General features: G+C 37.1%; 18 protein-coding genes and 1 tRNA gene. 5 read left to right on the top strand and 14 right to left on the bottom strand.

Translation table 11 applies throughout. The features are described from left to right. Window positions 1-201: 201 nt before the first annotated feature. A complete protein-coding gene (gene typA, locus NEOC84_RS03900) occupies window positions 202-2,001 on the top strand; it encodes a translational GTPase TypA (RefSeq protein WP_166155547.1) in 1,800 nt (599 codons plus the stop codon). A gap of 344 nt (window positions 2,002-2,345) precedes the next feature. Here the strand turns inward: typA and NEOC84_RS03895 are convergent, their stop codons facing one another. Then, window positions 2,346-5,183 carry an AAA family ATPase gene (locus NEOC84_RS03895; protein ID WP_166155477.1) on the bottom strand — a complete coding sequence of 946 codons (2,838 nt, stop codon included), beginning with the start codon at window positions 5,181-5,183 and terminating at the stop codon, window positions 2,346-2,348. Window positions 5,184-5,814: 631 nt separating this feature from the next. On the opposite strand from NEOC84_RS03895, the gene NEOC84_RS03890 reads away from it, so the two are divergent. Both NEOC84_RS03890 and NEOC84_RS03885 read left to right on the top strand, forming a co-directional pair. Beyond that, on the top strand, window positions 5,815-6,936 hold the full coding sequence (locus NEOC84_RS03890; RefSeq protein ID WP_166155475.1) for an endonuclease/exonuclease/phosphatase family protein: 1,122 nt from the start codon (window positions 5,815-5,817) through the stop codon (window positions 6,934-6,936). Window positions 6,937-7,934: 998 nt separating this feature from the next. Beyond that, window positions 7,935-11,813: a tetratricopeptide repeat protein gene (locus NEOC84_RS03885; protein ID WP_166155473.1), complete on the top strand. Its 3,879-nt coding sequence runs from the start codon at window positions 7,935-7,937 to the stop codon at window positions 11,811-11,813. A 186-nt stretch (window positions 11,814-11,999) separates the two neighbouring features. Here the strand turns inward: NEOC84_RS03885 and pdeM are convergent, their stop codons facing one another. The 7 genes from pdeM to NEOC84_RS03850 form a co-directional block, all read right to left on the bottom strand. Next, entirely contained in the window at window positions 12,000-12,641 is a 642-nt protein-coding gene (pdeM, locus tag NEOC84_RS03880; protein ID WP_166155471.1) for a ligase-associated DNA damage response endonuclease PdeM, read from the bottom strand. Further along, on the bottom strand, window positions 12,638-15,049 hold the full coding sequence (locus NEOC84_RS03875) for a ligase-associated DNA damage response DEXH box helicase (RefSeq protein ID WP_166155469.1): 2,412 nt from the start codon (window positions 15,047-15,049) through the stop codon (window positions 12,638-12,640). The genes pdeM and NEOC84_RS03875 overlap by 4 nt, the downstream gene beginning before the upstream one ends. Further along, complete coding sequence (locus tag NEOC84_RS03870) at window positions 15,039-16,631, bottom strand: ATP-dependent DNA ligase (RefSeq protein ID WP_166155467.1); 1,593 nt, start codon at window positions 16,629-16,631, stop codon at window positions 15,039-15,041. The genes NEOC84_RS03875 and NEOC84_RS03870 overlap by 11 nt, the downstream gene beginning before the upstream one ends. Next, window positions 16,628-17,632, bottom strand: a complete 1,005-nt coding sequence (locus tag NEOC84_RS03865) for a ligase-associated DNA damage response exonuclease (protein ID WP_166155465.1) — start codon at window positions 17,630-17,632, stop codon at window positions 16,628-16,630. The genes NEOC84_RS03870 and NEOC84_RS03865 overlap by 4 nt, the downstream gene beginning before the upstream one ends. A 302-nt stretch (window positions 17,633-17,934) precedes the next feature. Further along, window positions 17,935-20,019, bottom strand: a complete 2,085-nt coding sequence (locus tag NEOC84_RS03860; RefSeq protein WP_166155463.1) for a tetratricopeptide repeat protein — start codon at window positions 20,017-20,019, stop codon at window positions 17,935-17,937. 976 nt (window positions 20,020-20,995) lie between these two features. Next, complete coding sequence (locus NEOC84_RS03855) at window positions 20,996-21,298, bottom strand: hypothetical protein (protein ID WP_166155461.1); 303 nt, start codon at window positions 21,296-21,298, stop codon at window positions 20,996-20,998. A 164-nt stretch (window positions 21,299-21,462) separates the two neighbouring features. Then, the gene (locus NEOC84_RS03850; protein ID WP_166155459.1) at window positions 21,463-22,725 is read right to left on the bottom strand and encodes an insulinase family protein; all 1,263 of its coding nucleotides are present in this window, start codon (window positions 22,723-22,725) and stop codon (window positions 21,463-21,465) included. A 277-nt stretch (window positions 22,726-23,002) separates the two neighbouring features. On the opposite strand from NEOC84_RS03850, the gene NEOC84_RS03845 reads away from it, so the two are divergent. After that, window positions 23,003-23,084, top strand: a tRNA-Leu gene (locus NEOC84_RS03845). 224 nt (window positions 23,085-23,308) lie between these two features. On the opposite strand, the gene NEOC84_RS03840 is transcribed toward NEOC84_RS03845, so the two are convergent. The 5 genes from NEOC84_RS03840 to NEOC84_RS10145 form a co-directional block, all read right to left on the bottom strand. Next, the gene (locus NEOC84_RS03840) at window positions 23,309-23,644 is read right to left on the bottom strand and encodes a hypothetical protein (protein WP_166155457.1); all 336 of its coding nucleotides are present in this window, start codon (window positions 23,642-23,644) and stop codon (window positions 23,309-23,311) included. 313 nt (window positions 23,645-23,957) lie between these two features. After that, window positions 23,958-24,317 (bottom strand): helix-turn-helix transcriptional regulator, encoded by a 360-nt coding sequence (locus NEOC84_RS03835; RefSeq protein ID WP_166155455.1) that lies wholly within the window; start codon window positions 24,315-24,317, stop codon window positions 23,958-23,960. Between the two features lie 245 nt (window positions 24,318-24,562). Then, window positions 24,563-24,802 carry a GNAT family N-acetyltransferase gene (locus NEOC84_RS03830; protein ID WP_166155453.1) on the bottom strand — a complete coding sequence of 80 codons (240 nt, stop codon included), beginning with the start codon at window positions 24,800-24,802 and terminating at the stop codon, window positions 24,563-24,565. A gap of 332 nt (window positions 24,803-25,134) precedes the next feature. After that, window positions 25,135-25,443 carry a HigA family addiction module antitoxin gene (locus NEOC84_RS03825; RefSeq protein WP_166155451.1) on the bottom strand — a complete coding sequence of 103 codons (309 nt, stop codon included), beginning with the start codon at window positions 25,441-25,443 and terminating at the stop codon, window positions 25,135-25,137. 63 nt (window positions 25,444-25,506) lie between these two features. Further along, window positions 25,507-25,692: a type II toxin-antitoxin system RelE/ParE family toxin gene (locus tag NEOC84_RS10145; protein ID WP_166155449.1), complete on the bottom strand. Its 186-nt coding sequence runs from the start codon at window positions 25,690-25,692 to the stop codon at window positions 25,507-25,509. A 227-nt stretch (window positions 25,693-25,919) separates the two neighbouring features. Between NEOC84_RS10145 and NEOC84_RS03815 the strand changes: the two genes are divergently transcribed. Beyond that, the gene (locus tag NEOC84_RS03815; RefSeq protein WP_166155447.1) at window positions 25,920-26,075 is read left to right on the top strand and encodes a hypothetical protein; all 156 of its coding nucleotides are present in this window, start codon (window positions 25,920-25,922) and stop codon (window positions 26,073-26,075) included. Here the strand turns inward: NEOC84_RS03815 and NEOC84_RS03810 are convergent. Further along, window positions 26,072-26,626, bottom strand: a 555-nt coding sequence (locus NEOC84_RS03810; protein WP_207391792.1) for a transposase, incomplete at its 5' end; no start/stop codon positions are given. The genes NEOC84_RS03815 and NEOC84_RS03810 overlap by 4 nt on opposite strands.

The following is a 26,626-nucleotide window of genomic DNA, read 5'->3' as shown; positions in this document are numbered from 1 at the left end:
CTTCCAAGACGCCTCCACATCGAATCTCCGAGAGAAGTTATTAGCTTTAGGGTTATTCAGTTTAAAGGCTAGATAGTAATTTAAACAACATAAAACGCTCACTAGTTTTGCAAAAAATACTTTAAGCATTGAAATCTATACTTAAAGCATGTTAGCATTAATAAGTTTCATATTAATAATTCACAAAAGTATACCTTTATGATGCCATCAAAGAATAAGATTCGTAATATAGCCATTATCGCTCACATCGACCATGGAAAAACCACTCTATTGGATGCCTTACTTAAGCAGTCCAATATTTTCCGAGATAATCAACAAGTACCAGAACGTATCATGGATTCCTATGATCAAGAGAAAGAGCGGGGAATTACAATCTTTGCTAAACACACTGCCGTTCAATTTGAAGATTTCAAAATTAATATTATCGACACCCCTGGACACGCAGATTTTTCTGGGGAAGTGGAACGAATTCTTGGGATGGTTAACTCGGTATTACTACTAGTCGATGCGCAAGAAGGCCCTATGCCACAAACGCGTTTCGTGTTATCTAAATCTCTTAAAATGGGTCTAAAACCTATCGTTGTTCTTAACAAGATCGACCGCCCACATGCCAATCCCGACAAAGTGTTAGATCTTACCTTTGATCTTTTTAATGAGCTAGGGGCCACTGATGAACAATTAGACTTCCGCTATTGCTATGCCTCAGGGCTATCGGGATTTGCTACCCAACATGTTAATGATCCTCGAGAAGATATGCGTCCACTTTTTGAATTGATTATCGATGCAGTTCCTGCCCCTAAAGGGGACCTTGAGAACCCCTTTCTTATGCAAGTTTCTACCATCTATTATGATGACTTCCTAGGCCGCCAAGCTTCTGGACGTATTTTAGAGGGCTCCCTTAAGAAAGGCCAACAGGTCATCCACATTGATGCCTCTGGCAAGCAGACAAAATCAACGATTTCCCGCATAGAAGGCTTTCGTGGCCTGGAAAGAATTGAACTCGAAGAAGCTTCTGTAGGTGATATTGTAATTTTATCCGGGATCCCCTCGATCATGATTGGCGATACCCTCACCGACCCAGGTAAAATTGTTCACCTTCCTCCTATCAAACTGGATGAGCCTACCGTTTCTATTGACTTTACGGTCAACAACAGCCCCTTTGTAGGTCGTAGTGGTAAGCATGTAACCATGAACAAACTCCGCGAGCGCCTAGAAAAAGAGAAAAAAGCAAATATCTCCTTACGTATCGACGCCACGGATGAAAAAGTTTCTGTCGCTGGAAGAGGTGAATTGCATTTGGCTGTACTTATTGAAGCAATGCGCCGAGAAAGCTTTGAATTTAGTATCTCTAAGCCTACAGTCGTGATTAAAGAAATTGAGGGTGAAAAGCATGAACCGATGGAACGTGTGCATATTGAAGTGCCCGAGGAATATGCAGGTACAGTGATCGAAGAGCTATCACGCCGTAAAGGGGAAATGCAGCATTTGGATACCGATGAGCATAAAATCACCCGCATGGAATTTTTAATGCCTACTCGGGGATTAATGGGCTATCGTAATGAATTTTTAACACAAACTCGTGGTTTAGGAATTCTTACCTCTATCTTTGAAAACTTTTCCCCATGGAAAGGTGTAATTCCTGGTCGTCTCCGTGGAGTATTAGTCTCTATGGCTCCAGGAAAAGCCACAGGATACTCGCTTTTCAACTTGCAAGATCGAGGCACCATGTTTGTCTCGCCAGGTGATGATATTTATGAGGGCATGATCGTCGGTGAAAATAGTCGCGATAATGACTTGATGGTTAACGTTTCTAAAGGCAAACAGCTAACGAATATGCGTGCCTCCGGCAGTGATGAGAACGTTATTCTAGTGCCTGCCCGTAGATTTACTCTCGAGCAAGCAATTGACTATATCCAAGACGATGAACTGATCGAAGTTACCCCTGATGCTATTCGCATGCGTAAACGTTTTCTTACCGAACAAGAACGTAAACGTAAGTAATATCTTTTAAAGAAACTACCGCTGCATGACCAAAAAAGAAATCAGCCTTTTTCCAAGCTGACTCTCTCAGTAAAAAATAAGCTTTTTATTAAGCATATGATTACATAGAGAGTTGCTCAAAAGCGTATAAACTTGTAAAAAGAAAGGCAGAGAAAGTATCTTATAGATACTCTCTCTGCCTATGCTAAGCAGGCGGTTTGTTGGCGCCTTTTCTTTTCCTAATTCCTTTTTACCTATTCTCCTGCATTTTAGCTTTGCCTAGCTTCTCTAAGCTGGCCTTTTTAGTAAATTAAAGCTAGGCTAGGTTTTTCTTTATAAAGATTATTGGTTCAATTGACATTTCATTATGCATCAGATGCAGCTAAACGCATTAGCTTTTCAATGCTCTTATTCTCAAGCATTCTATCTACAAGCTCATTTTTTAATAGCTTAGCTTTTTCAGCTTCTTTAGGAAGAATCCTCGTTAGTCCTTTTCCTAGTTTATTATAGAAATGAAGTGACTCAGTAATTGCTACAAGCGCTTGATCAAGATGGTTTTCTTTTAGATAAAGCTTAGCAAGATAATATTTAGATTTAGCACAAATTCCTTCATCGGTTTTAGAAAAATATAAAGCATTTTTAAAGCATTTTTGTGCTGTTAGAGGATCGTTAAAATTAAAATCTTTATTCGAATAAAGTCGACCTAAAGCAAAGTAAATCTCTCCAGCTTTAATATGGTCGCTTTGTATCATTTTGAGGGCTCCTTCAAAACCATCCTCCTTATTCCCTGTTTCCAGTCTCTCTCTAGCCTTTTGATAATATTTCCCTTTATCTACTTTTGGAGACATTCGTGCTAGCTTAAGATAAACTTTACCCAATTGAAGGTTGCAATACCATTCATTAAATTCATCACGTTGCCTTCCAGAAGGAGCAAATTCTTTATTATTAAATAATTCAAAGTAAAGATTTTCTGCTTTTAACAAATCTTCCTGACCTCCTTCTAAAAGCGCCCAGCCTATTCCCTGCCTTTGGAAAATTATTATATCAAAAGGGTTTGGATTTTCGTACAAGTTAGGATATATTGATATTTCTTTCTGAATAGCAAGGGCTATGTTAAAATATTCCTTTGCTTTACACAGGCTTCCTGCACGCAAATGAGCCCTCCCAAGGTAATGAAGAGCTTGAGCGCAAAGGGCAGGAAGTTCTTTGTGGTTTTTAGAAAGGTTGCAGATTTCATTAACTATTATATTTTTTCTTTTAGCTTCATTTTCTTTAGCAGCTACCTCTTTAAATTTAATTCCGGTAATCTCTAAGCTTTTCTTAAATGCTTGCCTAGCCTCAAAAAAATTATTGGATTGCAAATAATAATTACCTACAACGTTATAAAGATGGGTAAAGTAATGTTCTAAGTCGGCTTTTAATCCATAAAACTCTGCAAGCTTTAAAAGAGGTTCTATTTGATATGAAAGATCTTGTTTAGGATTGTATTCATCTATAAAACGCATATCCAATTTATATTCTTTTTTAAGAAGTTCTAGAAAATCTTTTAAAAATTGCCGAGGCGATTCCCCTCTTTTCTCTGCTATTTCCCTGAATACCTCTTGCAAAAAAGGATGGACTTTCCATCCATTTTGCTTATCTCTAACGATTAAAGAGTATTTCTCAAATTGATCTAAGATAGATCTACGCAACTCTGATTTTCCCTTCTTTTTAAACCATAGCTGAAGTAAAGATTGATTGACGAAATATAGGCTGAAGAAAGGGATTATGGATAATGAATCTCCCTCTGGGCATTTCATTGTCTCACATTCTTGTATATTCAAAGAAAATATAGCTTTTAATAGCTGCTTAGTTTCCATCCTATAAAGATTTTCTCCCGAGTATTGTGCAAATTTTTTTATATCCTTAACATAAGAATCTACTAAAATATCTAACGGCTCCGCCTGCTGTGCATATTTATATTTAAAATAGATAGCAGCTTGCTTGATAGCTAAAGGTAGATAAGAAAGCTGACGTAGTAGCTCACGTTTCGAGGTATTCGCTTGCTTGAAAGCCCAATGATCTTGCCCGAGATTGAGATGAAATATTTCCAAAGATTCTTCCTCACTAATAGAATTAGCTTGCATTTTAAAAGGTATTATCCCTATTAATTCCTCTTCAGTAATAAGAATAATTTTTCCTTTCGAACTTTTAGGAAAAAATTTTTGCAATTTTTCATAATTTTTCGAATCTACATTGTCAATAACAAAAAGCCAATTTGGCCTTTGGGCAATTTTTTTATTGACCTTTGCAATGACTTCCGATTGCTCAGCGTCAAGAGAAATGTTACCTATTAAATTTTCAGCAAATTTTCTATAAGAATAATAGAAATTTTCCATGTTTTTCATATCACCGAAAAATACAGTTCCTATACTATCCTGTTGTTCTTTCGTCTTTTTTTCATATTCTTCTACATATTGTTTAGCTAAAGTAGTTTTCCCCGAGCCTACTTCCCCTACAATTGCTATTTTCTGTATCGTAGTTTCTTGATCTTTGAGAGCCTCGTTTAATCCATCAAGACATTGGGTGTGAATTAAGCCTTTTAAAGAAGATAAAATTTCCTTGGGGAGACCGATTGGCTCCATTTCTTCTTTAGTAATGAAAGAGTAATATTGGTACAAAGCTAAGCAACTTGCACCAAAACCCGTAACGGAAGCAATATTTTTTATATTTTTCCAATTTATTTCAGATAAAAACATGTTTTTTAATTTTTCAGGTTTATCAGTACTTGTTGATGTTTGAGGCGCTTTTTGGGTGATTTCCTTAGTTTTTTCTAAACTTTTCCCACTTACTTCTTTTTGTACATTTATCAGCCTATATGCACCAATAGTTTTCTTTAAAATCTCCTCAATTCTTCTTTCCTGTATTTTAAATTGTCTATTAATCTTTTTGCTATAAAAAGCTCTCTTTTTAATTATTAGAGGATAAATAGGTCGGCAAGGAGAACTTTCTAATGTACTAACTTTAGTAACTCTAATATGCCTAAATGTACTGATTGATTGTTGGCTGATACAAGAGCCATGGAAAAGGGTAGATATTGAGTTAGGATATAAGAGAGAGGAAGAATTAGGTTTATGCCTTATATATATAGATGGAATTTTTTCAAGCTTAGGATACAAGCTTCTGCTTAAAGGGGAAGATGATTTTGCAGTCGAGAGTGACATATTGTTAAACCTAATTTAAGTTAAAAGAATTTTTAAATAAAAAGTTAAAATAAAAAAATATTTCCAGCTTAGCCTTTAACTTATTTTAGGCCTCTAGCTGGACGGACTGAATAGTGGCGAATTTTGGAATTTAAGTCAAAAATTTATAATTTTTTGACTAGCCCAGAAACCAAAATTTTAAAGCAGATTAAGCATTTTCATATTTACTTGAAAGATTCTATAATTCCTATAACCAGCAATGCTGCCGAAGCAGCTTAAAAAATCTAGCTATTGCACGTAAGCTGTGTGTTTAGGCACCCCCACTCTACATGTGACAAGGAATGAGGAAAAAGTTACCCAACTACATCCGACTCCTTTATCGCCAAGTAATATCTATCCTAGATCTCCTTGCAGATGCTATACAAGCAGCTCATAACAGACATTTGATATCTTCTGTTATCTAAAGAATCATCCATATCTAGTAACCATTTACGATTATTATAACTATCCAACATATAAAAAGATGGTACGCAGCCACAAGCATACAATTAATAAAATTGTGAGAAAAAAGCTTTTAAAATTTAATGATCCGTAGTCTATAGTATATATTTCCCTGTATTATTTGTACGCTAATCATAAGAGGTAAGTTTATATGAATGCATCTAGTCCTAGCAGCAATTTTTCAAAATTAGACGATAGTTCTTCTACACCTGATGCGAGTGGAATTAAAGTTGAAGAGGAAAAAGAAAAAGTTAACGGATCGAGTATCAAGATTATGTCATATAATGTTTGCAATTCTAATAATGTAGCAAGAGATTCTGCTCTTTGCTGGGAGGGCAGAAAAGTTCGCATATTTAAACTAATTTTAGATGAGTCTCCTGATATCATATGTTTTCAAGAAATTCGCAACGTAGACAAGGTCTGCGTTATGGCAGACTTATGGAATAATCTTGGCAATAAGGATTATGATATTATCTCTTTTAGAAATAATCCTACTCATGCTTCGTTTATTAATGTTATTGCTTATAAAATGTCAGTGTTATCTCTTGATAAAGTATTTAGATGGTGGCCTTCAAAGGAAACTCCATACCAACTTTCTGATGATTGGGGAGATGGATGGGGTCGAGTGACTTTAATGGCCAAGTTTTATCCTTTAGCTTATCAACAAGTAAATACAGCGAAAGTAATGTGGCCTGACTTTAATAAGGAGCCACTTTACGTGGTTAATTTACATAATGGCGTGGATTTTGAAAAAAGATGTCAAGCTAATAAGAACACAGTAGAGCGGATTGAACAAGCAGTTAAAGGTAAAAAAAAGGAAGAAGAAGTTAAAGGACATGTATTTGTGTGTGGAGATTATAATAATTTCCCGGATGATAAGGGAGAAGAGAAAAGAGACGAGCTAGAGGATTTTATAAAAGCTGAATATGAAGAAGTTTCAAGTCCCTTATACTTAAAAAATACGGAAATAACTACAGAGGAGAATAAGGCATCAGGCACATTTATTGGTTTCTCCACTGATTCATATACACCAAAAAACCCTGATACTTTTGGGGCTCAACTAGATCATATATTTTATAAACACTTTCATACGGATGTTATTGATAAAATTAGTTTTAAATGCTATGTAAACCCTAAAAAATATTTTGAGGAGAAGGAAAATGAACCATCCTCTGAAAAAGAAGCTTTAAGTACATCTACAGGGGAAAGCCTTCGAGATAAATTCCCTTCAGATCATCTACCTTTAATTGTATTGGCGCATAACGTTTGGTAAGGGATTTTCGTGTGACCTATCAAAGCTTTAAATGGCTAAATGCAACAGATAGGAAAGGTAAAATTATAGGAAAAGCTTTAGCTTAAGAGAGGACTCAAAATTTTATTAATAAACGGGGATTAGGTATCTAAAGAAGCATTTTAGATACAGGGAAATTGCATGAAGATTTAATTTGGACACAGCAAAGAGTACAATTATTTTTATCCCGTCCCTACAAAGGAGAGATGAATGAAAAATCATAAGCCGCATAGTGTTTTTGCTGTATTTAAGGAACTAGAAGATCCAGAGAAGCAAAGAAATGAAATTTATAGTTGGGTCTGTCAAAAAATCTGTGTAAATAAATAATAAGGAAAGTAGACTTTTATTATACTTTTAAAAGCAAACCAAGCTGCGAACGAAGCGAAGCGGAGTTTGCAGCTGCTAATCATTTATACAAATGGAGACAGACAATATGTCAATTCCTGAAAAATTTGATCTGTATGAAAAGCATCAGGTTAATTAGAGGCAAAACATCAGTAGAGGCGAAATACTACATTGCTAATGAAAAGGCTAATGCTCAAAAGCATGGGATAGAAATACGTTCACACTGGGATATAGAAAATAAGGTTCCTTGGTAATTAGAAGCTTCTTGTAAAGAAGATAAAAAAAAGTTCTTAAAGACCAAGGCTCTTAAAAATCTATCTGTTTTGAAAAACGTTATAATGAGTTTAGTAAAAGCTGGTATCAACACAATAGATAGATCAAGATTAAGAGAACAAAAGCCAGATAGAGTTGGGACTAAACAATGGAAACACTAAATGGTAAATAAAATCTTCAGGCAATTTCACTTGACATTTCTCAAATGTTTTCTTAATCAATAAATCGCATTATATAAAAGATAGTGTTTATTTTTTTCATATACCTAATAAAAAAACCAGAGAGTGGTAAGGAAAAAATTTAATATAACACACAGACTTTAAAAGAAGTAAATCTAAATTTAGATAAAAGGTGGTAAGCAAATGATTCCCGCTAATTCATATACTCATTCTTATATACTTCCTGTTTTTGAAAAGACAGAGGAAAATCCTCCCTATTTCTTATGCAATAGGATTCTCTATACTGAAATTATTTTAAAGATCTTTCAGGAATTGAGACTACCAGATTTATGCCAGGCGCAATTGGTTTGTAAAGATTGGAAGCGGCTTATTGAAGGTAGTCCTTTATCAGAAAAAGCTTATACTTTAGCTTTAAAACATGCTGTTCAAAAAGAAGATTTTATCCGAGAAGCTTTTTATATAGAAAAACTAGGTGATGTTTATGTGGACAAAGGAACAACTGACACGCTTCTACAAGCAGTGGGCTTTTACAATTATCTCCTACATCTATCCTCGGAAGGCAAACAGGAAAAAATTAAGGAAAAAATTTTCAATGTTCAAAGCCTAATTACTAAACTATGTGAAGGAAAGCCTTTATGTATTGAACAAATGATAAAGCAATTTGAAAGCAATCGTGAAGCATTAAAAAAATTTAGAAAAGAAATAGAAGAGAAAATTCAAGCTCTACCAGAAACTCCTTCATCTAAACAAGTAAGAGAACTCTACAAGGAAATTACCCAACAGATAAAATTTTTTTTTAAGTCACTTGTAAATCAAGTACAAGAGGTTTTAGGCTCTGCCCCATGTGATTACGCTATGCTAGGCTTTGGCTCGCTAGCTAGAGAAGAAATGACCCCTTATTCCGACCTAGAATTCGGCATTCTTATGCAAGAAGATACGGCCAAAAACAGAAATTACTTTAAGCGTCTGACTACTTTGATTCATTTGAGGGTTATCAATTTAGGAGAAACCATCCTTCCTGCTTTAAATATTCCTTGCTTAAAGGTCATAGATTTTTTTGATTGTATTACACCCCGTGGCTTTGCTTTTGATAATGAGGGAATGGGAAAAGCATGCAAAACTCCTTTTGGCAATCGACAGACATTTGAGCTGATTCAAACTCCTGAAAAGATGGCTCAATATATTGGTAAAGATGAAGAAGGGAAGTGGTGGCATGAGAAAGAGCCTCATCTTCCGTTGGAACTTTTAAACTTTACTCCTTTATTAGGTAATCTTGAATTAACTGAGCAATATAGTAAAGAAATACAAAAAAAGCTTGAAATTTCTTATCAGGGAAAGGGTAATCTGCGTCAGCACTTAGCTAAGCAACACCTAGTGCCAGCTGATATGGAAACTTTTGATCCACATCTGGGTGATGCAGATAGACAAGGTATGCTTTTTAAAGTTAAAAATGATTTTTATCGCTTTCCCCATATCGCTGTGAGCCGGTTAGCTCTTCTAAAAAAGATTCCAGCTTCCGATACTTTTACAAGAATTGATCAGCTAAGCGAGAAAGGAATTTTAACGGATAATGCATCTGAAAAATTAAAAGAATGGATGAGTATAGTGCTATTTATGCGCCTTAAGACCTATTCTTATTATCAAGCTCAACAAGAGATGATGAATCCACTAATTAAACCTTTTGGGTTTGATGAACCTGCACTTATTAAACAACACTTTGCTTTAGATCATGAAAGCTTAGAAAAAATAGAAAAAATTTATCGCATTTTTATTCCTTTTTATCAAACTATTCAAGAATTTTTAGCAGGCCATGAAGATAATCTCAAGCGTTCAGATTTAGAGGATAAATCCCCCCAGACACAAGGTGATATAGCTTTAAGGCTTTTTCAACATAAAAAAGCAGAAAAATGGTATATTCTAGCAAAAGAAAAAGATCCACACAATTCGGAGGTTTTAAATGCTCTTGGAATAATTTACCAAGAACAAGGTCACTTAGACAAGGCTGCAAAGTATGCCAAGAAAGCACTCGCTATCGCCCTTAAGCTTTTTAGCGAAAATCATCCCACTATGGCAATCCGCTATAATAGCCTAGGGATGATTTACCAAGAACAAGGCCACTTAGACAAGGCTGCAGAGTATATCAACAAAGCGCTCGCTATCGATCTTAAGCTTTTTGGCGAAAATCACCTCACTGTGGCAATCCGCTACAATAGCCTAGGAATGATTTACCAAGAACAAGGTCACTTAGACAAGGCTGCAGATTATATCAACAAAGCGCTCGCTATCGATCTTAAGCTTTTTGGCGAAAATCATCCTACAATGGCAATTCGCTATAATAATCTAGGAATAATTTATCAAAAACAAGGTCACTTAGGCAAGGCAGCAGAGTATATCAACAAAGCACTTGCCATTAATCTCAAACTTTTCGGTAAAAACCATCCTAAGGTAGCAAGCGATTATAACAACCTGGGATCAATTTATAAAGAGTTTGGGGATTTAAAGCAAGCGGCGGAGTATATCAACAAAGCGCTCGCTATCGATCTTAAGCTTTTTGGCGATAATCATCCTAATGTGGCAATTTACTATAGCAACCTAGGACTAATCTACCGAGACCAAGAAAATTTAGGTAAGGCAGCTAAATATATCAAGGAAGCGCTCGCTATCGATCTTAAGCTTTTTAGCGAAAATCATCCTACAATGGCAATCCACTATAATAATCTAGGAATAATTTACCAAAAACAAGGTCATTTAGACAAGGCAGCAGAGTATATCATGAGAGCAATTGCCATTAATCTTAAGCTTTTTGGTGAAAATTATCCCACCCTAGCAATTTGTTATAGAAATCTGGGAGCAATTTATAAAGAACAAGACCATTTAGATAAGGCAATAAAGTTTAGCACTAAGGCACTTATCATTGACCTTGAGCTTTTTGGTAAAAATCATCTCACAGTAGCTCGAGATTACAACAACTTAGGACAAATTTATCAATATAAAGGAGATTTAGAGCTTGCGGCTGATTATTTCAATAAAGCTTTAATCATTGATTTTGAACTTCTTGGTAAAAATCATCCACAAATTGCAAATCTTTATAATAACCTTGGAACGATTTATCAACAACAAGGCCATTTAGAAAAAGCCGCTAAATATGTCAAAAAGGCACTATCCATTGATCTTAAGCTGTTTGGTAAAAATCATCCCCCCATGGCAGTTAACTACATTAATTTGGGAGCAGTTTACATTAAACAAGGAGATTTAAAACAAGCAGCTAAATATACCGAGCAAGCCCTCGATATTGCTCTTAAGTTTTTTGGTGAAAATCATCCTACTACAGCAACAATTTACAATAACCTTGGAATAATCTACAGTAAACAAGGAAATTCAAAACTAGCGGCTGATTATGCCAAGAAAGCCCTAGCAATCAACCATAAGCTTTTTGGCAAAAATCATCCAAAACTAGCATCTGATTATGACAACCTGGGAAGAATCTATCTACATCAAAGAAATTTAGAAAAAGCTACTAAACACTTCAATAAAGCTCTCAATATTAATAGATCTAATAAAAATCTTGCAAAGGAAGGAGTTTCTTACCTTAATCTAGGACAAGTCTTGTTAGCACAAGGCAAATTAAAGGAAGCCTCTAAGCTTAACAAGAAAGGGCTTAAAATCACTCTTGATTGGCATGGAGAATTTAATCTCAATGTGGCAGGAGCTTACAATAACCGAGCAAAAATCTATTACGATCAAGGAAAGCTAGAAAAAGCTGCTAAGTTGGTTGAGAAGTCAATCGAAATTAGTATTAAACTTTCGGGCGAAAATCATTTTAATGTGGCAATCAATTACAACAATTTAAGTAGAATTTGTTTAGCTCAAGAGGATCTAGACAAAGCAATGACATATGCTAAAAAAGCACTAGCCATTTTCCTTAGGCATTATAATACAGACAATTTCTACTCGATAGAAAGCTATAATATCCTAGGAGCAATTTACCAACGCCAAGGAAATATTGAGCAAGCCAACAAATGTTTCAAGCTAGCACGCAGAAATGAACTTAAGCTTGTATGACTAAGCAACCTTAATGTCTTTTTCAAATTACCAAACTTTGACGATAAGCTCTACCCTGCTCTCACGAAAAGTAAAAAGAGCGAATGAATATACCGATAAACTGCCCTCTCAGATAAAAATCTAACGCGAAGCTCAAAAAAATAAGGCTCCATGCTAAAACAGCCTGGGAGTATAAGCTTGCATATCTTATATTTCGACCACCTTTTTACCTGCCAGTGCAAAGATGCGATTGTCTGCATTTTTAGTGACAGGAGAGCCTCCTACAAAATCGCTAAAGGCTGGCAACACCCCTAAAGAGTCAGAAATTTGGAAGCAACGCAAATTGAGTTGATCGTGCCTGCTTTTGAGCAAAATTTGAGGGTGAAGATGTCCTGACCAAACAAAGTGGTTTTCTATGGTTACAGGAAAGTGGTTAAAGTAAAAAGGCTTGATTGCCAAGTATTCTTGATGAACCTGTAATTTCCAGCTTGCCGGCATATAATTCTTTAACGCTTGATCGTGGTTGCCCAAGATAAGATCTACTGAGCAATTGATGGTAGAAAGCCACTCGCCAAATTTTGATTGCACACCTTCTGAGAGGCCATTTTGCGCATGGATAAGATCGCCTACCACGATACAGCGTTGAGCGCCTGTATGCTCGATTATATTTTTAAGGTTAATCAAGTCTTGATCCATGGCCCCTTCAGGTACAGCAATTCCCGCTCTTTGCATGGTGGCTGCTTTTCCGAGGTGAATATCCGCGACTATCAAAGCCTTATTCTCTTCCCAATAAGCAGCTCTTTGCGGTAACAATTGAATAGTCTGCTCGCAGATTTTGATCGCTATCATTTTCTTTTCCAGCTATTTTTAATTTTCTCAATACGCTCTTCTAAAGTTTCATTGGTGAGATGACCACTCACTCTTTCTATATAGAGAGGCAGAGCCAATGGACTTAATTTGGGGGGGTGCGTAAGAATGATAAGGGAGGTAGACAATCTTTTCAACACTTGCAAAATTCTATTTAACTCAAATTGCTGATGGATTACCTCACTTTTTGCCTGTTGTATCAACAAATTCGAGGGGTCATATTTACTAAAAACTTCATAGAGCAAGCTGCTGCTCACCTGCACTTGACGATGGGTTTTATGTTTGCCTGGATAGCCTTGAAAAATAAGCCCTGAAATGCGGGCGATGTCTCGAAAAGAAGAGCGCGCTAACTCATGAAGATTGATCAGCGAGGTAATCTCTTCTTCCAGTTTATCGAAAGCAAATAAAGCATTATTTAAGCTCTCTTCATTGAAAGGCGCGCAGCTAAGAATTTCAAGGCCGTAATCGTTAGAACTCAAGGTAAACGTACCGGGGTTACATTTAGATAAGCGGGAAGCAATAATATAAGCGAGCCCCTGATGGACAGCTTTGCCTTCAAACGGATAGAAAAAAAGATGCCATCCCTCTCGTGATTTTAAACTCTCGATAAGCATCTCATTTTCATGGGGAATAGAGGAGAACTTTTTTTGTATGGCAAGAATTTGCTCTAAAAAAGCATTTTCCGGGTAGATCTCTGAAGATGGATTTAAAGATTCCCTTAACATTTTTCCTAAAGGAGCTGAGAAGGGAAGCCTGCCGCCGCGCCATACAGCGGCAGTCTTAGGCACCCCTTTACTGAGGCGCACATAAGCTGTTAGGTCACGAAATTGAATAAGTTCTAAGAGACGGCCTCCAAATAAAAAACGATCGCCTTTTTTCAAGCTGGATAAAAAATTTTCTTCAATGATCCCTAAGGATTTTCCATTGCTCATTTTAACAGGGATATGAGGTTCTGAAGTGATCGTACCGATATTCAAGCGATGAAACTGTATAATTTTCCTATCGACAACCTTATAAAGATCTTTTTCTATAATAAGTTTTTTATATTCAGGATAAGCCGTTAAAGCTTTTCCTCCATGAATTAAAAATTCTAGGCAGCTATCCAACTCTTCTAAGGTTAGATCTTTAAAGGCATAGGTCGTTTTAATCTCTTTAAACATTTCATTTTTATTAAATCCTCCACCAATCGCACAAGTCACTAAGTGCTGGATAAGAACATCGAATGTATGCGTCAAGGGTAGACGATTTTCAATCAATTGCTGCTGTAAAGCTTTACGATAGCTTTTCAATTCAGCAATCTCTAAAGCATGAGTAGGAACAATCAACAAGCGGCAAGGAGTAAGAGGACGGTGAGAGGAACGACCTGCCCTTTGCAAGAGACGAGCAATACTTTTAGGCGATCCTACTTGAATCACTTGCTCGACAGGAGAAAAATCAATTCCTAAATCCAACGAAGAAGTACACACTACGCATTTCAGGATCCCCTCTTTCAGACGTTGTTCGATCAGTTCTCTTTCTTTTTTATCGATCGAGCTGTGATGCAGGCCTATTAAATTTTTCCAGTCTGGCTTAGCCTCTTCTATTGCTTGATACCAGCGCTCGGCTTGCGAGCGAGTATTGGTAAATATCAAGGTCGATTGGTGAGGAGAAAGCTTTGTAAGGACATAGGGAAGCATACCTAGACCCGATTTTCCTGCCCACGGCAGCTTTTCTACGCTACTCGGTAATAAAGTCTCTAGGATAACTTCCCTTGGCATCTTAGCCACAATCAAAGAAGCTTTACGATCTATGCCTACACAAACCTGCGCAGCTTGCTCCAGATTGCCAAGCGTGGCTGTCAGTCCCCATATCCTTACACTTTTACTCCAGCTTTTTAAACGCGCTATACAAAGTTCTAGTAAAACGCCACGTTTTGTTCCCAAAAGTTCATGCCACTCATCGATAATAATGGCCTGCAAGTGGGCAAACTGTTGTTTGGCTTCTGCATTGCTTATCACCAGAGCCAAGCTTTCGGGGGTAATCAGTAGAATCTCCGGAGGATTCTTAGCTTGCTTAGCTCTTCGGCTTGTCGTGGTGTCTCCTGTTCTTTTTTCTACTCGATAGGGAAGCTTAAGATCAAGAATAGGCTGTTGAAGAGCTAGTTGAATATCGCTAGCTAAGGCTCTTAAAGGGGTAACATAGAGGATTTGCACCCCTTTAGCACGATGATGATGGAGGTGAGATAAAGCGGCAAGGTAAGCGGCATAGGTCTTACCTGCCCCCGTAGGGACCGAAATTAACCCATCCTTTGCTTCAAAAAAGGCTTTCCAAGCTTCTTGCTGGAAGGCAAGAGGGCTCCATTCTTTTATTTTTAACCAATCTAGAATAAAAGCTAATTCTTTATTGCTCATTCAAAAATTCTAGCTTAATTTGTTGCAGGGTGTCGCATTCTGTAAAAGGCTTATCAGTTCTCCAGCGTGCAATGCGAGGGAAACGTAAAGCGATCCCCGATTTATGCCTTTTAGAACTCTGAATCCCTTCGAAGGCTATCTCAAAAACTTGTTCAGCTTTCACTTTACGCACAGGGCCAAATTTTTCTTCGGTATTGCGCCTAATCCATCGATCGAGCTTATCAATTTCTTGCTGAGATAATCCCGAATAAGCTTTAGTAATAGGGATTAATTCCTGTTGATGCCATACGCCAAAAGTATAATCTGTATATAAATTTGCTCTTCTACCCGTACCTGCTTGAGCATAAAGAAGGACAGCATCAATTGTCATAGGATCTATTTTATATTTCCACCAATTTCCTCTTTGCCTCCCTGTACCATAGGGGGAGTTCAAGCGCTTAAGCATAATCCCTTCGGTTAAAGTATGCTTAGCCATTAAGCGTTTTTCATGGATCTGTTCCCATACGTTAAAAGCGATGAGAGGAGAGATTAAAAATTTTGGATGAATTTCTGCTAATTCTTCTAAAATCTTACGTCGATTGATTAAAGCTTCTTTTCGGAGGTCTACACCGTTATATTCTAAAAGATCATAAATCATAAATACGACGGGAGCTTCTTTTTGGATAGCTTTGGAAGGCGCTTTTCTTCCTAGCCTTTTTTGCAAGACCCCAAAGGATAAAGGGGTTTCATTCTCATAAGCAAGGATTTCGCCATCTAACACTGTTCCATGGGGAAATTTTTGTATTCCTTCTAAGATCTCAGGAAATTGATCGGAGATAAGCTCATTACCGCGCGACCAAATAGCTGCTGCTTTTTCTCTAAAAACAACTTGCGCACGGATACCATCCCACTTCCATTCTGCCTGCCATTCATGGGGGTGGGATAAAGCTTCCAAGTTTCCTTCCAAAGGCGAAGCTAGGTAAAAAGGATAAGGATTTAAATAGTTATTTTTCTCTTCGACAACTCTTAAGCTATCAAAAAAATTGGCAGTAGGCTGCCAATGACCCATGACACGTTGACTTAGCACCTCTTTGGGTACCTCAAGAGCTTGGCTTACAGCTTTAATAGCCGATAGCTGAGAAACGCCGATGCGAAAGCCCCCGGTAAGAATTTTATTAAAGATAAAAATCTCTTTTTTACTTAAGCTCTTCCAGATTTCTACAACCGTACTTTTTTGCTCTTCCTCTTTCTTGGACTTTAAAGGTAGAATAAGGTTTGCCATCCAGGCAGACAAAGACAAATCAATCAAATGATTTTTACTGGAAGATTGCTCTAGCAATAAAGATATTGTTTCGGCGGTATCTCCTACTGAGGCATAGGATTCTTCAATCAGCCAAGCTGGCAATTGGGTAATCTCTCCACACCAGGTGAGTAAAGTCTTAGAGCCTATTAACCTTTTTAACCTATGCCCGCTTAAGAAAAATAATGCCCAGGCGCCATCTTCGGAAGGAACCTTTTTAAAGTATTCTTCCATGTAACGTAGCTTTTCATTAGTCGATGAAGTTTGATCAATCAGATCAAATAATTCCGTAAAATTTTTCAATCGATCTCTTCCTCTAGAACATCTAATCCTTTTAATTCCCTAGCATCAATATGCAGCTGCTCGCGCAAATATCTTGCTAACCCATCGGTGTTGCCATGGGTAGTTAGCACAACTTTAGCTTGGCTCTGCTTAATCGTTTGTATTAATCCTTCCCAATCCGCATGATCGGATAGCACAAATCCTTGGTCCATGCCTTTTCTTTTACGGGCGCCCCTTACTAGCATCCATCCAGAAGCTGCAGCTGCACGAAAGTGAGGAAAACGTTTTAACCAAGGTGAGCCTGCGGCAGAAGGAGGCGCTAAAATCAGATCTTGTGAAAATGTATAGCTTTTTGGCTGTTCACTACAGGCCATAAAGGGCAACATCTCAATCCCCTTTTCTGCATAGATTTTCGTTAAGGGCATCATGGCTCCATGCAAGTAGGCGGGTTGGCCTGTGAAAGACTTTAATAAAGAGAGGATACGTTGAGCTTTTCCTAATGAATAAGAATAAATAATGGAAGGATGATTGTCGGCTTTGTTTTCTTCCCACCACTCAAACATCTCCTTAGCTATTTCCAAACTATCTTGCCAGCGATAGATAGGTAAACCAAAGGTAGATTCGGTGACAAATATATCGCATTCTAATGTTTCAAAAGGCTGGCAAGTGGGATCTAAAGCTCTTTTATAATCGCCGGAGATAACGGTAACGGTGCTATTGGTTTCAATACGTATTTGCGAAGAGCCCAAAATATGACCTGCCGGATGAAGGGATACCCAACAATCTTTTATTTTCAACTTTTCACCATAGGAAAGCACCTGTAACGAAATATTACTTCCTAATCTATGGAGCAGTAAATCTTTTGAATCTTTTGAAGCGATATAATGCTGATGGCCGCGATAGGCGTGATCTCCGTGAGCATGGGTAATGATAGATAAGGGCACGGGCTTCCATGCATCAATATAAAATTGCCCCGGGCAACAATATAATCCCTCCCGTCTCACTTCTAAGGGAATTTTCATTTGGACCTTTGCCGGTAGATAAGTTTAACGTGCAAAAGCTTTTTTGCTGGCATTTACGGTTTTCTTATCTAATCCACGATCCTTAACAAGAATTAAATAAATTAGCCCACCGCAAATCCCTTGCTAAAGCTGTCTTTTTTTTGTCCTTAAAGGGGCCCATAGTTAAGCAATAGCAAAGCAAAGGAAAATATTTGGAATTTGCTTAAGTAAAATCCTAAATTAGGCAGCCCTTCGGCTAGCTAGCCTCCTAATTTTATTCATCTTGCAGCTTACTTTTTAGTTTCCTTATCTCTTGGGTGTCTTCAATCTTCTAAATGGTTGTGCTTAGAGGCAAGGTGAGAGATAAATTGTCTAAAGGCAGGCGTGCCAATTAGGTTTTCTAACCACTCATCATTAAGCATATCCTCTAAGGCTGGCAGCGTTCCTGCCTGCTCGGCTCGCTCTAAATAGTGCATAGCCGAAGGATAGTTCTGCAATAAAGAATGCATACAGGCTAAATTATAAAAAGTATGGGCACAGCCTAAAGACAACGCATGCATGAATTTTTGCTCGGCTTCCTGATAATAAGTTTTACTGCGCTCTGGACGAATTTCTTCATGCACCAATTCTGCTATATTTAAAAAAGCTAATCCACAATCATTCCAAGCCATCTCATCCTCGATGTCTATATTCAAGACCACTCGAAAATGTTCAATAGCGCTATGCAAAATATCTACATCCGAGGTTGCTTCTCCTAGATGTGATAAAGTTACCGCTAAATTATAGCGAGCATTCGTAAAATTGGGATCAATTTCTAATGCTTTATTTAAAACAGTAATGGCTTTTTCATAATGAGAAACCTCTTCTGAAAAGTCCCCTAGAAAATCAAGGGCACAGCCATAATTATAGAGCCATTCAGGTTCATAGTGTCGATGATAAAAAGCTTCTTCCTGTAGGTTAATTATCTTCTCAAATTTTTGGATGGCTGCTTCCAAATAATTTTTATCATTTGTAAGCTCGGAAAGCTTCATTAGAGCTAAGCCCCAATCGTTCCAAAACTGAAATGAAGATTGTCCTCCTAAATCGCAAGCTTTTTGAAAGCAATTAACAGCATTTTCCACTTGCTGGGAATCATTCCAATATTCACCAATATAAAAATACGAGGTGGCAAGGCCATACCATAATGCAGAATCTTGCTTATGAAGGGTAAGCCCATGCTGGAATTTATCGGCAGCTTGCACGTAATAGCTTTCCTCACCAAAGTAGCGCCCGAGCTCATTTAAGCAAGCACCGTATAAAGCCCAAATGTGTGGATTTCTAGGAATTAACTTAAGGCTACGCGTAATCTTGTGCTCGGCTGAATGCAAAAGAGCAAGAGACTCTGTATGTATGCCGAAAATCATTTCAGCCTCTCCCCCAAAAGCAAGAAGCAAGGGATGATCTGGATCAATTTGGGTAGCTTTAGTAAATTTCTCAATGCAAGCAACATTATAAGTGGGGTTTTTTTGTAACTTACAGGCGTTTAAATAGAGTTTCCCCCAACGTAGCCATAAGAAAAAGTTAGCTTCCTGCCCTTTGGCAGCCTCTTCAAAAGCAGTTTGAGCAAGTTCAAAATGCTGCAGATCCCCTTTAAGATCATAGAGCTTTTCATAGCAAAGAGCAAGCTTAAGCCATCGATCGGAGCATTCAGGCTCTTCACAAACAGCTAGATGATAATACTCTATCGCCTCTTCGCAATATTTATGCTGTTTAATAAGCTCGCTTAGCTCCACTAATGCCTCTGCCATATCTTGCCAAAAATCTGCACATTGGTGGCCTAATTGCTGGGCTTGTCGATATCTTTGGATAGCTTGATGAAAATCCACCGGCTCTTCAGAAGAAAGGCCAATAAGGTAGCAACTTAATCCCCATTTCCAAAAAAAACGGGATTTAACTTCTACCGGCTGATTTTCTAACAGAGCATACCCTGCCTGAAATTTATACTGAGCTTTTTGAAAATAATAGGGATTTTGATGAAATAAGCCACTTAAGATTAAAGTTTCTGCCCCCATTAAATAGGCTTCAAAAAAGTTAGCATCCCGAGCAATAGCTTGGGCAAAAGCTTCTATGGCAGCAGCAAGACAGCGAGCATTTTCTTTTTGGGAAGCAAACACTTTTCCTTTAAGGAAATAAATAATAGCATGAGAAGGAGCCAGGCTTTCAGCCAAGGCAAAACTCTCTTGGAAGTTCACACTTCCTCTTTTAAGTTCTAACTCACCTTTTTTAATGAATAACTTAGCTAAAAGAATTTTTTCCTCATTCCCTAAAGAATGGAGGTTATAGGAAGCGGTGAAGCTATCTAATAAATCGAAAGCTTCTTTTTCTATAATTTCTTGCAGCTTTTTAGAAATTGAAATGTCATTATCCATAAACGACCATCTTATTATTCATAAAATGTTATACTTTTTTAAGATAATTTACAATCTTTACCTAGATGAGCCTTCTTTAAGCTCATCTTATTGATATACAAGATCCTTTATTATGTCTACCTCAACTTTTTTGTATACAGCTCTCGCTGCTTATCTCACCTTCTAAAAGCTGTTAGCAGCATCCCTAAATTCACCTTGCTATCAAGCACTTAAAAACACTAAAACCATTAAATTATTATCGGAAATTATTCACAATTTTTAATCAATGGCTTTTTGGTAAAAAATTTTCGCCAGCCTCTTATGCTATCCCCAACATACAAGCTATTTTACCTCTAGAAGCAACTTATCCCCGAGAAAAAATGAAATAAATTTTATGACTTATTCACTCTTGCTGGATAACCAATCAGTAGGTTGAGAAGAAATATATGACTACCTACCCAAAGATTCATCGGCCTACCTTAGGGATAATGCTTTTTATCATTTAAAGCTAGCCTTATCATAAGAGCTTTAGGGCAAGTATGATAAGCGCTTTTATTCTGCGCTTAAGGAACTATAAAAAAATGATTGAGCACACATTTTTCAAGAAAACTATTTTGGTACTTTAAACAATTTTCTTGCTCGGTAAGCTTAAGAGGATTTATATCGCGAGATAATAAAAAATTTTTACTCCTTATTTAGCAAATTTCTGTTATGGAATGATAGGCGTGGTGCAAGCAAATGAATGAAAGGTAGCCAGCTTTCCCGTAATATGAAGCAGTTACTTTTATTTTTAAAACTTAAGATAGATTCAGCATTTATCGAGAAAACATATCGTAGCCATCATGGGTAAAAATCTAAAGTTATTTTTTTTAATTAATCCTTTCTTAAAAGGCATATTTTCTTCATGAATAACAGCTTATTTAAAGTTCTCTCTTAATAATTTTCAAGCAAGTTGCTCACTCAACCTAAGCAGATAAAAGATAAAAGAAGCTCTTAACTAAACATTTTCGCAAGCTGTTCTCATCCTTTCGATGACGTTTGTCACATACTCTTTAGAAGGAGGCTCTAATCCTTCGGCTGTGTAGTAAGCAAAGGCTGCTACGCCTGCACCAATAAATACAATAGGCGCCCAAGTAATCGTAAAAAAGGCTGTTACGATACCCGCTATAAGCGCCACAGATGCTATCTTTGCTATCAATATGTCTCGAATCTCCGCGGTGTTATTAAAGCGAAAATTATCGAGGCAGTCTCCATTGATCAGCCGAGTACTATAAAACTGAATTTGATCGATTAATCCCATACATCCTCTTTTATTAAATTATAATTGAAAAAAAAACAAGTATAAAAAATGTTATAAACAGGGGTAATATTTATTATTAAGTTATTAAAAATTCACTTAGAAGGCAAATCATTTATTAAGCTCTCCAATTTACCCAAATTGAAGCAAAAAGAACAAGAAAAATACTAGTCTTCTAAATGTAAAGGGGTATATTCATCAATTAATAAAGAATGACAAAGCGTAAAATGGATTTCTTTAGGATCCACCACTTGAGGCATTTGAAATCCTTCTGTAATTTTTTTAGAATCCCATTTCCAAAGATAATAATTAGACAAAAGAATAATCCAATAATCTTGACTACCCTCCCATAGCTTGGCCCTTTTTTGCTTAAGCTGAGAGGCAGCTGTAACTTCATCTAGAGAAAATCCATCTCTACATATAATTTTTATCTGCTGGAGCGCCAAGTTTAAAGTAGAATCAATCTGTTTATCATCCACATGAAATTGCACAGTTATCCACGGATATTCTAAAGAAGGGTATAAAGGTAGCTCATACCTTACATCCATTCCCCTGCTTTCAGAAAAATGAGTTTCTATATGATTTCTTAAGCGAGTCTCTATCATCTGACAAGCAAGCTCCAGATGTTCTAAGTTAGTAGGATTCAAGCAGAGATGAAGAGGCAGAGATAAATAAACTAAACTTTCTTGGCTATGGGGAAGATGGTGAATTTTAGTTAACCTGACTTTAGGAGCTCTCTTATAATGAGGAAGGATAAATTTCTGATCTATCTTTTGGACATCCAGGGTGGAGAAACTATCCATACAAAGTTTTTTTATTTTTTCGATATTAAATTTACCTACAATGATGCAAACAAAGTCCGCAGGGTTAGAAAAAGCTGCACGAAAAAACCTTTCAGACTGACCCACGTTAGCTTTTTTAAGATCCTTAAAACTTAAAGGATTTAAAGCATGCTGTTCATGCACCGCAATAACCCTTAAAAGTTTATCGCTGTCTACTTCTCTACCTCTTCGTATCAATTCATCCTTTTTACTTTTCAATACCTGATTGAAAGCTTCAGGAGTACATCTGGGCTGCTGAAAGATCTTTTTAACTAACGTAAAAAATGTCTCCAGACTCTCGGGGGGGAAAGAAGCATCAATGGATCGAACGAAAGGCTCTATTTTAATATTCAATTCTATGGATTGATCATATAGGAGCGCCGCTAGCTTATCAGGACACCATTCCCCTATCCCAGATTCCATCGCAACACTTGCTGCCAATTCAGCTGAAGCGCGATCTTCAGGTTCCACAGATCCATAACCACCTAGGGCCACCAAACGCACGGAGATCTCATTCTCTTCATCATTTGTTTGCTTCAATATGACTCTCATGCCATTTTTCAAGCGACATTCACTTATAGAAAGGGTAAAGAAATCTTTTTCATCCAAAACTACCTCTTGGGCAAGATCCTCAGGGTTAAAAGATAAAGATTTAGCGTTTTCTAAGCTCTCAAGAGAAAAAAAAGGCCAGATGCACAGGAAAAAAAGATAAATCTTATCAAGCATAAACCGTCATTTTTAAAAAATTAAATATTATTCCGGAGTATAACAAGGGATTGTTAAGAAATATTAAAGAAACTTTTTCTCCTTTTGCTGATTTTAAGTAATACACATTGACAAGAAGGGTGGAAATTGCTTAACCTAGCCGCATATTTATAATATTTAAGCCCAAGTGGTGAAATTGGTAGACACGCCAGATTTAGGTTCTGGTGCCGTAAGGTGTGTAGGTTCGAGTCCTATCTTGGGCAAATTTCCAGAAATAGTAATATTTCTGGTTTTTCATTTTATAAGTAGTTGGTTTTTTTGTAGGGCAAGCCTTAGAACTAGCTTTATTTTTGCGACTCAATATTTTCCACCCTATAAAACTAATTTTCCAGGCTACATAAAAAACAAACATTTTCCGTTTCACATCCAAAGGCACCATTTGGAAGTAAACATCCCTATGTGTCAAAAGGTTAATGCCCTACCTGCTCTATTTTTCAAAGGCTGGATCATTAAACCTTAGGGCTTCCCTATCAAGCTTTAATTTCTCTATCTGAGTCTGACTATGAGGTTTAAGACGGTTATAAAAGTCAGTTTCCAGCTGGCCTGTTACAAATCCTTGCTGATCAAACTTACGTAGGTTAGCTTCATGGTTAGTTAGCTGGCTCTTGAATTTGCTGAGCTGCTCTCTCTCTCTCTCTCTATCACCTTCTTTAGCTTCAAAAGCAGCTTCCATCATGGCTAAATAGAGTTCTACCTCTTCTGGATTAGGACAAAGGTTTTTCAAGTAAATATCAAACTTATCATTAATCCCTAAGGCACTCACGTCCCCTCTACATCTTCTAGGACATTGGATAACAAACCTATTTGCTGTCATGGCCAAAAGAGTGACTTTCGGTCAATTTTCGACCGCAATCCGAGCTCTTTAGATGACAGCTTATGGGATATACCCCACAATTTTCCTCTCGATTTCGCCCACCAAGAACCTCATTCGCGGGTAAACAATAATGTTACATGTGATATATGGCTCAGAAAGAGCTTATCTAGGAAAAGCTTCAGCATATGTCCGAAAACCCCTGAAATATTCTCAAAACTCATATCTTTAATTTGTAAATCATCTAGGGTTTAAGCCATTCCTTTTATTTTCCTAAGGCAGCAAGGGGTGTATTCGAATGGGATTCACTCAGCCGGGTGTAACCGCGTAATGCGGATTTGGCAGGACTAATCATAATATTAACATCTTGGCCTAATTCATTGAGGAAGCGGATAAGTCGCTCAAGTGAAAAGCTACGCAATCTTCCGCGAATTAAAGCAGAGATTTTTGGTTGGTCTATTCCTAAAATTTCGGCAGCTTGCTTTTGATTGAGTTTTTTCTTTTTAATAAGTTTAGCAATCTGGCGAATAAGTTCAGCTTTAGCTAAAGCTTCCTCAGGATTTTCAATGCTTAGATCAGCCAATACATTCCCGGAACTTTCTTCGTACTTAATCACTTTTTTCATAACTGTCTTCCTTTCTCTTTTAATTCCTTATACAGAAATTCTGCTTCTTTTAAGCAAAGTCTAGCTGGCTTTTCAATCTTTTTTTAAGCTGTTGCTTTCTCTCTTTTTTAGATTTAAAAGTAGTTATTAAGGTAGATGAATAGAAATCTTCCGCTTATATTTGATAAGGAAAGCCTTTCAAATACTCCTCCTATTTTATCGGAAACTCAAAAATGGAAATGTTTGCTCGTTCTTTCCATCCTCTTTTAGGATAAAATTTTTTTTTCATAAATAGGATTATCCTTACTATTTTCTAAGAACAATCTCATACAATTTCGCTTTTTTGCTTCCTCTACAACAGCTTCTAATAACTGTGTCCCAACGCCTTTTTGCCTAGCAATACGCCTCACATAAAAGCTTGAAACAAAAGCTTCGGGAAAATCCGTCCAAAGTTCCTTTAACCCTTGAATAAGAATATAACCAATAATTGTGCCATTTTGATCCATAGCTATTAAGAAGAGTTAATTGTTTTGCTTCTTCCATGGCTTGCAAACAAGAAAGAACTCTTTCTCTCAGCTTATCCTCATTCTCTTTCTTCCATCCATTATCTTCACACTGTTCGTTAAGAAAAGAAACGAATGCTTTGCTGTCGTTTTCCTGAAATTTTTTAATTAAATACATTTACAAACCCATTAATCTGTTAGCCCATGAGCATTGGCATAAGAGCCTAGCTGGCACTTCATACACCCATGGCCCTAAGAAGTCATTCTTGCATTTAAGAGAAGAGGTTTTTAAATCGCTGACGGCTATTCGATTGAATATCGAAGGAACATTAAAATTAAAAACCTACGACTTTTAGTGCAGGTATTCGAGGAATCGGCTGATGGTTTTGCCTTGCAAACCAAAGATCATATCCATTTTGAAGATTAAGCCAAAATTCAGGCGAGGTTCCTAAGGCATCCGCAAAATCTAGAGCTATTGCCTCCGTTACGCCTCGTTTTTTGTTGATGATTTCACTAATTTTAGGTTGAGTCCAAGTCCCACCCAGGTAACTAGCAAATTGCGCTTGTGAAAGTTTAAGGGGCTTAAGAAATTCTTCTAGCAATACCTCTCCAGGATGTATGGGTGATCTATTTTTTGGAAGCATGATTTCCTCTTTTCTTGCCTAATGATAATCTATAATTTCAACTTGCTCTGGTCCTCGGATGCCCTAAGAGAATACAACTCGATATTGAGCATTAATACGAATGCTGTATTTACCTTTAAAGTTTCCTTTTAAGACCTCCAGTATATTTGCTGGTGGCACTTTAAGGTCACTTAAGTTAATGGAGGCATTTAACATATCTAACTTTCTACAAGCAATTGAGTATAATGAGGGATCTAATCTTTTTCTCATACGCTTAGAGTTTACCCCGTGGAAATGTCTAAGGTGGACTTCAGCAAGCAATTGAATTAAGCTTTTTATCTCATTTTTATTCCATTATATCGAATATCGATATAGTGTAGGATAGAAAATCCAGTTACCTTAAAACAGAGCAGGCCTCTTGCGAGGCCTACATATTTAGTTCGACCTGAATTAACCTTAAAAATTTATTCATTGCATCCATATTAGAAAGAAAAATTATGAATTTTCTTTTAGACCTAAGTGAAAAAACTGCAAATCCAAGAATTTTTGTTAGTGAGTATGAAAATTGGCTAAAAATTAAGAGTTTTAGAGCAGGAGGTAGCCTTCAAGATAGAGCATTAAAGCAATTTAAAGAAGAAAACGAGTTTTTTTAGCCTGAATAAAGACGCTTGGGAGAATTTTGAGCGATTAGCCAGTTGTAAATTAAACGCATGTTATGGCCAATTCCACATAGAAGGGCGTTAAAACAATCTCCCAAACGGCCTTTAAGGTAATTGCGTCCCAGTTTGCCATCATTCTTCATATGGCCGATATGAGGTTCTATGGCTTGGCGCCTTTTAAGTTGGGACTTAATCCATTGTGTAAGGCCTTTTCTTTGCCCAGAAATAAATATGCTTTTGCCTTCTACCGTATGACCTCGATAACCTTTATCTACAAAAGCTACTTCGATGTTCTTGCCGCTATTATGTTGAGCTTTCTTAATAGCTTCTTCAAGCGTATGCCCATCGTACGGATTGCCATGAATGGCTCTAACATCTAAAGCTAACCCTTCTTGATGAGTGATGACTAGCGAAGTTTTGCAGCCAAATTCATATCTTTTTTCTACTTTACCTTTAGCAATACATTCCACATGGGGCTCATGCAAGCTATACACCTTAGGCGAATCGTTTCTTTTTTGGTTAAAAATACGTTTAATAGTGTCTAA

This window comes from Neochlamydia sp. AcF84 (assembly GCF_011087585.1).
Lineage (GTDB): Bacteria > Chlamydiota > Chlamydiia > Chlamydiales > Parachlamydiaceae > Neochlamydia.
This window is presented reverse-complemented; position numbering and strand designations above follow the sequence as displayed.

Excerpts from the sequence above, each read along its gene's own strand:
- NEOC84_RS03865 (WP_166155465.1), bottom strand. The coding sequence starts at position 17,632 with ATGAAAATTCCCTTAGAAGTGAGACGGGAGGGATTATATTGTTGCCCG.
- NEOC84_RS03835 (WP_166155455.1), bottom strand. The coding sequence starts at position 24,317 with ATGAAAAAAGTGATTAAGTACGAAGAAAGTTCCGGGAATGTATTGGCT.
- NEOC84_RS03830 (WP_166155453.1), bottom strand. The coding sequence starts at position 24,802 with ATGGATCAAAATGGCACAATTATTGGTTATATTCTTATTCAAGGGTTA.
- NEOC84_RS03855 (WP_166155461.1), bottom strand. The coding sequence starts at position 21,298 with ATGGGATTAATCGATCAAATTCAGTTTTATAGTACTCGGCTGATCAAT.
- NEOC84_RS03815 (WP_166155447.1), top strand. The coding sequence starts at position 25,920 with ATGAATTTTCTTTTAGACCTAAGTGAAAAAACTGCAAATCCAAGAATT.
- typA (WP_166155547.1), top strand. The coding sequence starts at position 202 with ATGCCATCAAAGAATAAGATTCGTAATATAGCCATTATCGCTCACATC.
- NEOC84_RS03825 (WP_166155451.1), bottom strand. The coding sequence starts at position 25,443 with ATGCTTCCAAAAAATAGATCACCCATACATCCTGGAGAGGTATTGCTA.
- NEOC84_RS03895 (WP_166155477.1), bottom strand. The coding sequence starts at position 5,183 with ATGTCACTCTCGACTGCAAAATCATCTTCCCCTTTAAGCAGAAGCTTG.
- NEOC84_RS03890 (WP_166155475.1), top strand. The coding sequence starts at position 5,815 with ATGAATGCATCTAGTCCTAGCAGCAATTTTTCAAAATTAGACGATAGT.
- NEOC84_RS10145 (WP_166155449.1), bottom strand. The coding sequence starts at position 25,692 with ATGAGAAAAAGATTAGATCCCTCATTATACTCAATTGCTTGTAGAAAG.
- NEOC84_RS03860 (WP_166155463.1), bottom strand. The coding sequence starts at position 20,019 with ATGGATAATGACATTTCAATTTCTAAAAAGCTGCAAGAAATTATAGAA.
- NEOC84_RS03885 (WP_166155473.1), top strand. The coding sequence starts at position 7,935 with ATGATTCCCGCTAATTCATATACTCATTCTTATATACTTCCTGTTTTT.
- pdeM (WP_166155471.1), bottom strand. The coding sequence starts at position 12,641 with ATGATAGCGATCAAAATCTGCGAGCAGACTATTCAATTGTTACCGCAA.
- NEOC84_RS03875 (WP_166155469.1), bottom strand. The coding sequence starts at position 15,049 with ATGAGCAATAAAGAATTAGCTTTTATTCTAGATTGGTTAAAAATAAAA.